This is a genomic window from Ruegeria sp. AH3 (genome assembly GCF_056536265.1).
Map to the genome: position 1 here is coordinate 202,674 of NZ_JBQFJL010000001.1, position 12,403 is coordinate 215,076.

Consider the following 12,403-nt stretch of genomic DNA (forward strand, 5'->3'; position numbering starts at 1 on the left):
TGGCCCTCCTGCCGTCCGCAGGACGCAAGGCCGAAGGTCGCGCAGCCTTTGACGCGCACCGACATTGCCGATGCGCAATCCGCCTGCCATGATTGCCACAAGTTGGTTCGGCAAAAAGGAACTTGCTCATGGCGGCGTCGAACAAATCCCGCATCTGCGCCTTGCTCAAAAGCATCGAAACCGGTGATCCCGGCCCGATCTCGGTGGTGAACGAGGCGCGCTACATCCAGCATAACCCGCAGACCCATGAAGGCAGCGAGGGGTTGGCTGCGTTGTTCAAGCGCCTGTCTGAGACCTCTCCGCGCGTCAACATCGTCCGGGTGTTCGAGGATGGGGCGTTTGTTTTTGCCCATACCGAGTATGATTTCTCGCGTCGCAATATCGGGTTCGAGGTGTTCCGTTTTGCAGATGGGCAGGCGGTGGAGCATTGGGACAACATACAGGCCCGCCAAGGCCCCAATGCGTCGGGTCACAGTATGGTTGATGGGTCGACTGAGGTTGGTGATCCTGCATTGACCGAACAGAACCGGGCTTTCGTTCGATCCTTTGTTGAGGCGGCTCTTATTGGCGGTGATTTGGAGCAACTCGCCTCTTGCATCGATGAGGCTGCCTACGTGGAACACAATCCGCGCCTGTCCGATGACATTGCGGCGTTGCGGGCTGAACTGTCAGACCCAGACAAGGTGAATTATCGGCACCTGCATCGGGTTTTGGCCGAGGGCGATTTTGTTTTGACCGTCTGCGAGGGTGAGTTTCAGGGGAAGCATAGCGCGTTCTATGATCTCTTCCGCATCGCGGATGGCAAGATTGTCGAACACTGGGACACCGTCGAAGCCATTGCGCCGCGTGAGCAATGGAAAAATGACAACGGCAAGTTCTGACCTCACTTCGAAGCCAGTTGATCCCTTAGCCAATCCTGAAAGGATTTCAGCGGTTCGGGCGTGGCACGGTCATTGGGCCAGACGAGATAATAGTCGCCCAAACTGACAGGAGGTCCTTCCCAAGCGGGCACCAGACGCCCGGCCTCCAGATCGTCCTGCACCAGATATGCAGGTAATAGGCCGACGCCCAATCCATGTATCGTGGCCTGTATCATGGTCGAGAACTGATCAAACAGCATCCCCCGCAAGCCGGTGACGGAATGGCCCTGCATTTCAAACCATCTCTCCCAGGCGTCCGGACGTGATTCCAGATGCAGCAATGGGGCGGTGCGAAGGGCCTCCAACGGGTCGGTGGTGGTTCCGATCAACCCCGGTGCGCAGACCGGCAGCACCTCTTCTCGCATGATTGGCAGATAGTGGACCCCTGCCCAGTCTCTCTGGCCGAAATGAATGGCTGCATCGAAGGGTTCAGAGGCAAAATCGAACGGCTTCAGCCGGGTGCCCAGATTGACCGTGACCTCAGGGTGGCGGCGGGCAAAACCCTGCAGCCGGGGGGCAAGCCAATGCATGCCAAAGGCGGGCAGGATCGACAGGTCCAGTGAACCGCCCGCCGGGTTTGCCTTCAGCTTAAGCGCCGCCTGCGCCAGTTCCTGCAGCGCGGACCTTGCGGTTTGCACATAGTCTTTGGCCGCAGGTGTCAGATGCAGACGCATCTGGCTGCGCTCGATCAGTTGCACGCCCAACTGATCTTCCATCGTCTTCAGCTGACGGCTGATTGCACTTTGTGTCAAAGACAACTCTTCTGCTGCGGCTGATGCACTGCCCAGTCTATCCACGGCCTCTAGCGCCAGCAGGGACGAGATAGACGGAAGAAACCGGCGTGGCGCAATCATATGATGAAACCTCATACCTTTTGGATGCAATAGCACTGGTTTTTTCCCGCTGCCAGAGCGATGAGTTCAAAATGGCCCCTATGCTCGCCAGAGTGTTGAGCTTGAAATCCCCGGCAGAGCGCGGGACAAATTAGCCAGTGGCCGACGGGCCGATGACACCGACCAGACAAGGCAAGACCCATGGACCGTGCCCAGATCGTACATGAGAACTTCCTGACTCGCGTTGCACAGCGCGACCTGCCAGAAGGTGCGCCTCCGCGACCGGGGCTCAGTCCGACTGATGCCGTGTCGCTGTTTCGGTCACAGGTGCTCAGCCGCGCCCTGGATCGGACCAGTCGCGCCATGCAGAAGGCGGGGCAAGGGTTCTATACGATCGGGTCTTCAGGACATGAGGGGATGGCAGCGGTAGCCCACGCGTTGCGGCCGACGGATATCGCATTCCTGCATTACCGCGATGCCGCATTCCAGATCGCCCGCGCCGAACAGGTGCCGGGCCAGCAGATCGCCTGGGACATGCTGTTGAGTTTTGCCTGTTCCAAAGAAGACCCCACCTCGGGCGGGCGGCATAAGGTTCTGGGCTCCAAGGCTCTGACCATCCCGCCGCAGACCTCTACGATTGCCAGCCACCTGCCCAAAGCTGTCGGCGCAGCCTATAGCTTGGGTGCGGCGCGGCGGCATGATCCGGAACATCGGAATCTTCCTGAAGATGGGATCGCGATGTGTTCCTTCGGCGATGCCTCAGCCAACCATTCGACCGCGCAGGGGGCGATCAACACTGCGGGCTGGACCAGCGTGCAATCGACCCCGCTGCCGCTGCTGTTTGTCTGCGAAGACAACGGGATCGGAATTTCGGTCAAGACCCCCAAGGGCTGGATTCAGGCCTCGATGGAGCATCGGCCCGGGATCAGGTACTTCCAGGCCAATGGCCTTGATATCTACGAGACATTCGCCGTGGCGCAGGAGGCTGCTGACTATGTCCGCACCCGGCGCAAACCGGCCTTCCTGCATCTGAAAACCGTGCGTCTTTATGGCCATGCCGGTGCGGATGTGCCTACGACCTACCTGCCGAAAGCCGAGGTTGAGGCGGATGAGGCCAACGACCCTCTGTTGCATTCCGTGCGCCTGCTGGATCAGGCGGGGGCATTGTCCCCGGATCAGGCGCTGAAAATCTACGAAGAGACTTGCGCTCGCACCGACCGCGTGGCGGCGGAGGCTGCCTCACGCCCCCATCTGGCCAATGCGGCCGAGGTCATGGCCAGCCTGATCCCGCCCAAGCGCCCATGTAAACCGACCAACGGCCCCAGCGCCGAGGCGCGGGCCAAAGCCTTCGGCGGGGACATGCGCGCGATGGATGAGCCCCAACCGCTGAGCCGCCTGATCAACTGGGCGCTGACCGATCAGATGCTGGAACATGCCGAGATCGTTTGCATGGGCGAAGATGTGGGCCGCAAAGGTGGCGTCTATGGCGTGACACAGAAGCTGCAGCAACGCTTTGGTCCGGACCGGGTGATTGATACGCTGCTGGATGAACAATCCATTCTGGGTCTTGCGATCGGTATGGGCCACAATGGTTTCATCCCGATCCCCGAGGTCCAGTTTCTGGCCTATCTGCACAATGCCGAGGACCAGATCAGGGGCGAAGCTGCAACCTTGCCGTTCTTCTCGAACGGGCAGTTCACCAACCCGATGGTGCTGCGGATTGCGGGGCTCGGATACCAGAAGGGCTTTGGCGGGCATTTCCACAACGACAATTCACTGGCCGTTTTGCGGGATATCCCCGGTGTAATTATCGCCTGCCCTTCGACCGGGGCGGATGCGGTGCAGATGCTGCGCGAGTGCGTGCGATTGGCGCGTGAAGAACAACGCGTGGTGGTGTTTCTTGAGCCGATTGCACTTTATCCCATGCGTGATCTGCACGGGGCGCAGGATGGCGGATGGATGACCACCTATCCTGCGCGGGATCAAATAATTGCGCTGGGCGAGGTGGGCGTACATGGGGATGGCACCGATCTCGCCATCGTGACCTATGGCAACGGGCATTACCTGTCGCAACAGGCTTTGCCCGAAATTGAGGCGGCGGGTCTGAAAACCCGGATTGTCGACATGCGTTGGCTGGCTCCTCTGCCGGTCGAAGCTTTGCGTGAAGCCACCAAAACATGCGCGCATGTTTTGATCGTTGACGAATGCCGCAAGACTGGCAGCCAGTCCGAGGCGCTGATGACTTTCTTCGCCGAAGAAAGTCCCTCCACCCCAACCGCCCGCGTGGTGGCCGAGGATTGTTTCATCGCTACTGGTCCTTCCTATGCTGCGCCTCTGCCCTCAAAAGACGATATCGTCGCGGCAGCGTTGAATCTGACCGGAGGCGCATCATGACCCGCACCGCCGTTGTGATCTGTCCCGGTCGAGGGACCTATAACAAGCCTGAACTGGGCTATCTGCACCGCCACCACGCTGACCGAATGCAGATGTTCCGCGACTTTGACGCCATCCGCGCCGAGGCCGGGCAGGAGGCCGTCACCGCTCTGGATGGTGCGGACCGCTACACCGTCAGTAAATACTCGCGCGGAGATGTGGCGTCCCCGCTGATCTATGCTGCGTCGCTGGCTGATGCACAAACGCTGGCCGAGGACATCGAAGTGGTGGCCGTCACGGGCAATTCAATGGGATGGTACATCGCACTGGCCGCCGGCGGTGCCCTGTCGCCCGAGAACGGCTTTCGTGTGGTGAACACCATGGGCACACTGATGCAGGAGCATCTGATCGGCGGGCAACTCGTGTATCCCTTCACAGACGATAGCTGGGCCAATGACGCCACCCGCAAGGCTGACCTTTTGGCCGACGTGGCGCGTATCAACCAGATCGAAGGCCACACATTGGCTTTGTCGATTGATCTCGGCGGCATGCTGGTTCTTGCAGGCAACGAGGACGGCCTGAAAGCGTTCGAGGCTTCTCAGCCAACGGTACAGGAACGCTTTCCCATGCGATTGGCCAACCACGCCGCGTTCCACACGGCGTTGCAAGCGCCGGTTGCGGCCGAAGGTCGGGCGCGGCTGGGGGCGGACCTTTTCGGCCAGCCGGATCGCCCCCTGATCGACGGGCGCGGTAAAATCTGGTGGCCGGGGGCGACGGATACGCAGGCGCTGTGGGATTACACTCTGGGCCATCAGGTGACCGAACCTTACGATTTCACGCGCGCGCTCCAGACTGCGGCTCGTGAATTTGCACCCGATCTGTTCATTGTCACCGGACCCGGAGCCACCTTGGGCGGCGCAGTTGCGCAGTCGCTGGTTCTGTCTGATTGGCGTCGCATGGGTGACAAAGCCGCGTTCCAGGCGCGGCAAGAGGCGCAGCCCTTCCTGATCGCCATGGGTCGTGACGATCAAAGGGCGCTTGCAACCGGCTGATCCTGCGCCCTAATGGACCCGTAATACTGCAAGGAGCGCGATGTGAGCGATCATGATCAGTCCCTTTGGTCAGAGACCTGCCGCGAGCATGTGGAAAGCCAACCTCTGACACGCGACATCACCGTCGATCTTGCGGTCATTGGCGGTGGGTATACCGGCTGTTCGGCCGCTCTGACAGCCGCGCAGGCGGGGGCCTCGGTCTGTGTGTTTGAGGCGCAGGGGATCGGGCATGGAGGCTCCGGTCGCAATGTTGGGTTTGCCAATGCGGGCCTGTGGTTGCCGCCTGAAGAGATACGCAAATATCTGGGCACGGAAGCCGGGAACCGCCTGATCGATCTTCTGGGTGCGGCTCCATCCGAGGTGTTCGACCTGATCGAAGCACATGGGATCGATTGCGACCCGGTCCGCAATGGCACCCTGCATTGCGCGCATTCGGCGGCCGGTTTGCGCGACCTGCAATCCCGCTACGCGCAACTGAGCGCGACAGGTGCTCCGGTCGAGTTGCTTTCTTCGGATCAGGCCACGAACCGCACCGGTAGCGAGGCGTTTCAAGGAGCGTTATTTGACCCGCGTGCAGGTACGATCCAGCCACTGGGATATGTGCGCGGTCTGGCGCGCGCGGCGCAGGAGGCCGGCGCGCAGATCTTTGTACAAAGCCCGGTGCGGTCGACGCGGCATGATGGCGATGTCTGGATATTGACGACGCCACAAGGCACCGTTCGGGCAAAGTCGGTGATCCAGGCGACCAACGCGTATCACCAGAATCTGGCCGACTCTGCACCGGCTTATGTGCCGGTCTATTATTTCCAATACGCCACGGCACCTCTGTCTGACAATCTGCGGGCCAGCATTCTGCCGGGCGGTGAGGGGGCGTGGGATACCGGCCTGATCATGACCTCGTTCCGGATGGATCACGAGGGGCGCTTCATCCTCGGTGCGATGGGCGATCTTGCCCATGCGGGAAGCGCGACACATACCGCGTGGGCCAAACGTAAACTGGCCGAGTTGTACCCGCAACTGGCCGATCAACCCTTGGAACAAGGCTGGCACGGGCGCATTGCCATGACCTCGGACCATATCCCCAAGATCACCCGGATCGGACCGAACGCGCTTGCCATCCACGGATATTCGGGTCGCGGTATCGGTCCCGGCACCGTGTTTGGCCGCCTGACCGCGCAGAGCTTGTTACAGGACGACCCCGTGCTTTTGCCGGTGCCTGCGGTGTCCGATTACAGCGAGCGCTGGACTGGCCTGCGCCGCGCCTATTTCGAAACCGGCGCGGCGCTGACGCATCTCATCAAGGCCCGGTTCTGACGTCAGACAGACCGGGTGATTCCACCGTCGACGCGAATGTTTTGTCCGGTGATGTAGCCTCCGCCTTCAGAGGCGAGCATGGCCACGACCGAGGCGATCTCATCATAGCTGCGCCCATAACGGCCCAGTGGGATGCGTGCGCGGAACTCTTCCTTCTCGGGCAGGCTGTCGATGAAACCGGGCAATACGTTGTTCATGCGGATATTGTCGGCAGCGTATTGGTCCGAGAACAGCTTGGTAAATGCCGCCAACCCTGCGCGGAACACGCCAGAGGTCGGAAACACCGGATCAGGCTCGAAGGCGGCAAAGGTCGATATGTTGATGATCGACCCACCGCCTTGCGCCTGCATGATCGGGGTTACCAATCGTGTGGGCCGTACGGCGTTCATGAAATAGACATCCATGCCGGCGTGCCAATCCTCATCCGTCAGTTCAAGCACCGGCGCGCGAGGGCCGTGACCTGCCGAGTTGACCAGCACATCAATCCGCCCCCAATGGGCCATCGCTGCATCGATCAGCTTTTGCAGATCATCATTTGATTGGTTCGAGCCGGTGATGCCCACGCCGCCCAACTCATGCGCCAGCGCCTCACCCTTGCCCGAGGAAGACAGGATGCCGACCTTGAACCCGTCCGCCGCCAATCTGCGCGCACTGTCTGCGCCCATGCCGCTGCCGCCTGCGGTGATCAAAGCTACTTTTTCCATCTACACACTCCTATGCCTTGTTTCGCAAGACGATGGCGCAGCAAGATCAATTTTACCAATCAGTTCTGTTGCGCGGTGGCAGTAGAAAATCTACAGTCAGGGAATGCCCGCTCTTCCACCTCTCAACGCGATGCGCGCCTTTGAAGCATCGGCGCGTCACCTGAATTTTCGCCTTGCCGCGGAAGAAATCGGCGTAACCCAGGGGGCGGTTGCGCAACAGGTGCGCGGGCTTGAGGCGCGGCTGGGAACGGCGCTGTTCGAACGCCTTCCACGCGGTTTGTGCCTGACCGAAGCGGGGCGTCGGTTCCACGCACCGCTGCGCCGGGCGTTTCGGCTGATCGAAGAGGCTGTAGATGATTTGGCCGATCAGCGGCAGATCACGATCTCGGTCACGCCCAGCTTTGCCTCAAAATGGCTGGTGCCGCGTCTGAGTGATTTTGTGACCCGACATCCCGACATCTCGGTGCAGGTCGACGCGCGCGAGCGGTTGGCGGATTTCAGGTCGGACGGAGTCGACATCGCAGTGCGTCAAAGCCGAATGCCGATTGCACAGGGCTTGCAGGCGACGCCCCTGTTTTCGACCGAGTTCGTGGTGGTTGGCAGCTCGGAGCTTGCCGCGCAAATCTCTGGTCCAGACGATCTGATGCAGCACGTTCTGCTCAGCGATTCCCATGGGCTGTGGCCCCTGTTTCTGGAACGCGCCGGGGTCGATGGGCGACCCCGGATGATGAGTTTCAGCCAGACAAGCCTGGCGATAGATGCCGCAATCTCTGGGCAGGGGTTTGCGCTGGCCAACGCACCGCTTGTGTCGGCAGAACTGGCCTCGGGTCGGTTGGTGCAGCCGCTCTCCGAGGTGCTGGTTGATGACCTGAGCTTTTTCATCGTCACCCCGCAGAAACCGCGTCAACCAGAGTTGGTGAGACAGATGCGCGACTGGTTGCTGTCTCAGGTCTGAAGAGTTGTGGCAATGGCCTCAATCCGTTCGCGTAACCAACGATGTGCCGGGTCGTTGGCCGAGCGTTGGTGCCAGACCATATAGATCGACACCGGCTCGCATTTGAACGGCAGCGGCGCGCAGTCCAGCGCTGCAAGCGGACCGCGTTTCATCAACGCCGTATCGGTCGAGATCAGGTCGCTGCCTTTCACGAAGGGCGGGATCGCGTTGAAATGCGGCAAGGTCACGACGGGCGGTCTGATCTGGCTCTGATCCACGCCACGCATAACAGCGCGGGCGTTTCGCCCATCGGCAAAGCGCACCTCGACATGGTCGCTGTTGCAATAGGCCTGCCAATCCTTGGGCGGATCGCGACGGGAGGCGTCGTAGAATACTATCAGCGGGCTGGTAATCAGCCGTTTCTGAAAGATATCCGGCCCATCCGGCGGCAGAGGGGTCAGCATCAACTGACACCGATCGCTACGCAGCAGGTCCGGGTCGGGAACGCCCGAGGGGATGAACTCCAGCCGCAACCGAACGCCTTCTTCACGCGTTTCCCGCAACAGATCGGGAAATATAAGCTCGCGCGGCATATCATTTGTGGCGATCTGAACGTCCATCTGCTCGGACAGCGGATCAAACGGGCGGCCTTCGGTCAGCGCGCGCATGCTGTCCAATACCTGCTGTACCGGCTCTTTCAGCGATAGCGCACGCTCGGTCGGGGTCAGTCCCTGACCGGACCTGACAAACAGCGGATCACCCAGCACCTGCCGCAACTTACCAAGCGTATGGCTGATAGCCGATTGCGTCACGCCCAGCCGGTCCGCGGCTTTCGAGACCGAGCTTTCTTCGAGTATCGTCAGGAACACTCGCAGGACCTTGCCGTCGAGATCTGTGAAATCAATTCTGCTCATACCATCTATGATTATTCATGAATGGTTTTGGTGTCCATGCCGGGGTAGGGGAGTGGGCAGCAAGCAGGAGGCGCGCAATGGGGATCCGCTTTTTCTCGGACAAGAACAGACCTGTTCACATGGGTCCGTTCCCGCTGGAACGGCTGGCGCGGCAGGATCGGATGCCTGATCTGGCGCTGGTCGAACCGATGCGCGCACTCAGCTTTCACAGGCCCGAGCAGCCCGAAAGCATCGTGAATGCGATGGGCGAATTTCAGGCGATGATGGACGCGATCCGGGATGGGTTCGTGAATCCGGTTGCCTCGGAGATTCCTGCCAACCCTGTGGATCGTGCCAACCATCTGAAAGCATTCGGCTATTTCAATGATGCGTCGATGATGGGCTGCGGGCCGCTGCCTGCGGAGGCGATGCTGGCTGAGCCGCGGCGCAACCCGGATATCGACCGGCTGGCCCATGCGCTCAAAACGCGGCAGACCAAGACACTTGCCTCGGGCATCGACGTGATCATGGCGGACCTGAAAGAAAGCATGGAGGCCGCGCCGAAACCCATCGACTCTCATCGTCATGCGATTGTGTTCCTCTATGAGTTCAACCGCGACCCTGAGCCGTCAGAGCCGGGTACAGACTGGATCGGCGATGCGCAGGATCATCGTGCGTGCCTGCTGGCGACCGAGAATGCGGTGGTCATTGCCAATTACATCCGCCTGCTGGGCTTCGATGCGCGTGCGCATACGGCAATGTCGTCCGAGGTCGATCTGGGCAAGCTGGCGGTTGCGGCGGGACTGGCCTCGGTCGAGGACGGCGCGGTTGTGGTGCCGTGGCTAGGCAAGCGGTTCGGTTTGGCCGCCGTGACCACCGAGATGGAGATCGCGCATGACCGCCCACTGCGCCCGATGGCCGACCAGCCTTGGTTCCGCACGCAAGGACCCGCTTGGTGGCTGGGTGCGGGCTTTGCAAAGAACGCGCTGAACCGGGATGCCTATGCCAAGCGGCGTTATGTGGACGGGGCGCATCCGTTTGAGAACCTCAAACGGGTCGACACTCCGACCACCTATATCGACGAGGAAAACGTAGCCCGCGTGCCCAAGCGCGCGGATATGTTCGCACGGGCCCAGTTCGGTGACATGGGTAAATCGCTGCAGGATGCGACCAAGGGCGGGCACTACGTGCGCAAATCCGCCCCCAGCTTTGCCCAACGTCGCGCGCTGGGCGCGTTTGTTCTGCTGCAGGACGGTGACAGAGCCGAAGCGGCGCGGCCAACAGATGCCGAAAGAAATGCCCAGAATATCAAGGCCGCGACCTATTTCCTTGGGGTCGATGCGGTCGGCCTCAGCCGGTGCCCCGAGTGGAGCTGGTATTCCCACGACGCCACCGGGGAAGAGATCGTTCCGCCCCACGATCAAGCGATCAGCATGATCATCGATCAGGGCTATGAGACGATGGAAGGTGCCAGCGGTGACGATTGGATCAGCGTCGCCCAATCGATGCGGGCCTATCTGCGGTTCTCGCTGCTGGGGGGCGTGATCGCGCAGCAGATCCGCAATCTCGGCTACAAGGCCAAAGCGCATACGGTGATGGATGGTGAGGTGCTGCAACCGCCGCTGCTGTTGCTGTCGGGATTGGGAGAGGTTAGCCGGATCGGCGAAGTCATCCTGAACCCTTATCTCGGCCCACGCCTGAAATCCGGTGTCGTGACAACCGACATGCCGATGACGCATGACAAACCCATCGATTTCGGCCTGCAAACTTTTTGCGAGTCGTGCAACAAGTGCGCGCGGGAATGCCCTTCGGGCGCGATCACTGCCGGGCCGAAGCTGATGTTCAACGGTTACGAAATCTGGAAATCCGACAGCCAGAAATGCGCCACCTACCGAATTACCACGCCCGGAGGCGCGATGTGCGGGCGCTGTATGAAGACCTGCCCGTGGAATCTCGAAGGCATCTTCAAGGAGCGCCCCTTCCGATGGGCCGCGATGAATATCCCCCAAGCCGCGCCTGCCTTGGCCAAACTGGATGATGCGGTCGGCAATGGCGGTCTGAATGATACCAAGAAGTGGTGGTGGGACATCGAACTGGAACCCGACGGGGCCTATCGCCCATCCCAGCATTCTTTGAACCGGCGGGATCTGCAAAAAGACCTCGATCTGAAATACGAAGACCAGACGCTCGCCGTTTACCCTGCGCCCTTGGCACCGCATCCTTGGCCATACCCGTTCAACATGGACCGCGAAGCCGGGATTGCCGCATACGAAGCGATGCTCACCGCCGAAGACTACAAGACGCGCAAAGCGGCTGGCGATATGTCGGTCATCCATCGCTATCAGGTCGCCGGGGACGCTCCGGTGATGCGGGTCGAACTGACCAAGGTCGACAAGATGACTGCGGACGTCACTAAGTACGAATTCTCGACCTTCGACGGCGCGCCTTTGCCCGAATGGACCGCTGGGGCGCATCTGGACGTGCTGGTCTCGCCTGAATTCCTGCGGCAATATTCGATGTCGGGCGACCCTTCGGACCGCACAACCTACCAGATCGGTGTGCTGCGCGAGGATGAAGGGCGCGGAGGCTCGGCGTTACTGCATCGCATCTTCAATGAAGGGCGCAAGGTCTTCATCTCGAAACCGATCAACCACTTTGAGCTGGACGAGACCGCGACCAGAACCTTCCTGATGGGCGGCGGTATCGGTATCACGCCGATGATTGCCTTTGCCCATCGCCTGTACGGGTTGGGCAAGCCATTCGAGCTGCATTATTCCGCCAGCACCCGCGCCGGTGCCGGATATCTGGACGATCTGGCAGCGATGCCTTGGGCCGATCACGTGCACTATCATTTCTCGGATGAAGGCACGCGCGCCGATCTGGAGGCGATTCTGGGAGGATATCAGGACGGCTGGCATGTCTACACCTGCGGCCCCGACCGCTATATGGACGGCGTCATGCAGGCTGCCGAGGCGCAGGGCTTTCCCGAAGAGGCGCGGCATCTGGAGTATTTCTCGGTCCCCGAACAGCCCGAATATGAAAATCACCCGTTCACTCTGAGGCTGGCGAAATCGGGCCGGGAGCTGACCGTTCCGGCAGACAAGGATGCTGCTCAGGTGTTGAACGAAGCGGGTTTCCACGTCGATCTGAAGTGCTCCGACGGCATTTGCGGTGTCTGCAAATGCGGCGTGATATCCGGCGAAATCGAACATCGCGACTTTGTCCTGTCCAACAAACAAAGAGAGGGCGCGATCATCCTGTGCCAAAGCCGGGCAGCCGAACCAGACGGGGTGATCGAGATCGATCTGTGATCATTGGTGAAAAAACGACATTTTGAATTAGAAAAATTGGTCGATCCAGCCATGGACGCCGCCGATTTG

At 60.5% G+C, this 12,403-nt stretch carries 9 protein-coding genes; 6 read left to right on the forward strand and 3 right to left on the reverse strand.

Annotated features, from left to right (window positions below; translation table 11 throughout):
* The first annotated feature begins 128 nt into the window (after nt 1-128).
* The gene (locus tag ACR3EM_RS00995) at nt 129-881 is read left to right on the forward strand and encodes a nuclear transport factor 2 family protein (protein ID WP_480468961.1); all 753 of its coding nucleotides are present in this window, start codon (nt 129-131) and stop codon (nt 879-881) included.
* 2 nt (nt 882-883) lie between these two features.
* On the opposite strand, the gene ACR3EM_RS01000 is transcribed toward ACR3EM_RS00995, so the two are convergent.
* On the reverse strand, nt 884-1,774 hold the full coding sequence (locus ACR3EM_RS01000) for a LysR substrate-binding domain-containing protein (RefSeq protein ID WP_480468962.1): 891 nt from the start codon (nt 1,772-1,774) through the stop codon (nt 884-886).
* Nucleotides 1,775-1,954: 180 nt separating this feature from the next.
* Here ACR3EM_RS01000 and ACR3EM_RS01005 point away from each other — a divergent pair, with 180 nt between their 5' ends.
* Genes ACR3EM_RS01005 through ACR3EM_RS01015 form a run of 3 tightly spaced genes read left to right on the forward strand, consistent with a single transcriptional unit; the run spans nt 1,955 to nt 6,492 of the window.
* On the forward strand, nt 1,955-4,147 hold the full coding sequence (locus ACR3EM_RS01005; RefSeq protein WP_480468963.1) for a dehydrogenase E1 component subunit alpha/beta: 2,193 nt from the start codon (nt 1,955-1,957) through the stop codon (nt 4,145-4,147).
* Nucleotides 4,144-5,178: an ACP S-malonyltransferase gene (locus tag ACR3EM_RS01010; protein ID WP_480468964.1), complete on the forward strand. Its 1,035-nt coding sequence runs from the start codon at nt 4,144-4,146 to the stop codon at nt 5,176-5,178. The genes ACR3EM_RS01005 and ACR3EM_RS01010 overlap by 4 nt, the downstream gene beginning before the upstream one ends.
* 42 nt (nt 5,179-5,220) lie before the next feature.
* Entirely contained in the window at nt 5,221-6,492 is a 1,272-nt protein-coding gene (locus tag ACR3EM_RS01015; protein ID WP_480468965.1) for an NAD(P)/FAD-dependent oxidoreductase, read from the forward strand.
* A gap of 2 nt (nt 6,493-6,494) precedes the next feature.
* Here the strand turns inward: ACR3EM_RS01015 and ACR3EM_RS01020 are convergent, their stop codons facing one another.
* Nucleotides 6,495-7,196 (reverse strand): SDR family oxidoreductase, encoded by a 702-nt coding sequence (locus tag ACR3EM_RS01020; protein WP_480468966.1) that lies wholly within the window; start codon nt 7,194-7,196, stop codon nt 6,495-6,497.
* A 103-nt stretch (nt 7,197-7,299) separates the two neighbouring features.
* Between ACR3EM_RS01020 and ACR3EM_RS01025 the strand changes: the two genes are divergently transcribed.
* Nucleotides 7,300-8,151, forward strand: coding sequence for a LysR substrate-binding domain-containing protein (locus ACR3EM_RS01025; protein WP_480468967.1), 852 nt, complete (start codon nt 7,300-7,302; stop codon nt 8,149-8,151).
* Here the strand turns inward: ACR3EM_RS01025 and ACR3EM_RS01030 are convergent.
* On the reverse strand, nt 8,142-9,044 hold the full coding sequence (locus tag ACR3EM_RS01030) for a LysR family transcriptional regulator (RefSeq protein WP_480468968.1): 903 nt from the start codon (nt 9,042-9,044) through the stop codon (nt 8,142-8,144). The two genes, ACR3EM_RS01025 and ACR3EM_RS01030, sit on opposite strands and share 10 nt — an antisense overlap.
* A 77-nt stretch (nt 9,045-9,121) precedes the next feature.
* On the opposite strand from ACR3EM_RS01030, the gene ACR3EM_RS01035 reads away from it, so the two are divergent.
* Nucleotides 9,122-12,334, forward strand: a complete 3,213-nt coding sequence (locus ACR3EM_RS01035; protein WP_480468969.1) for a reductive dehalogenase — start codon at nt 9,122-9,124, stop codon at nt 12,332-12,334.
* Nucleotides 12,335-12,403: the final 69 nt, after the last annotated feature.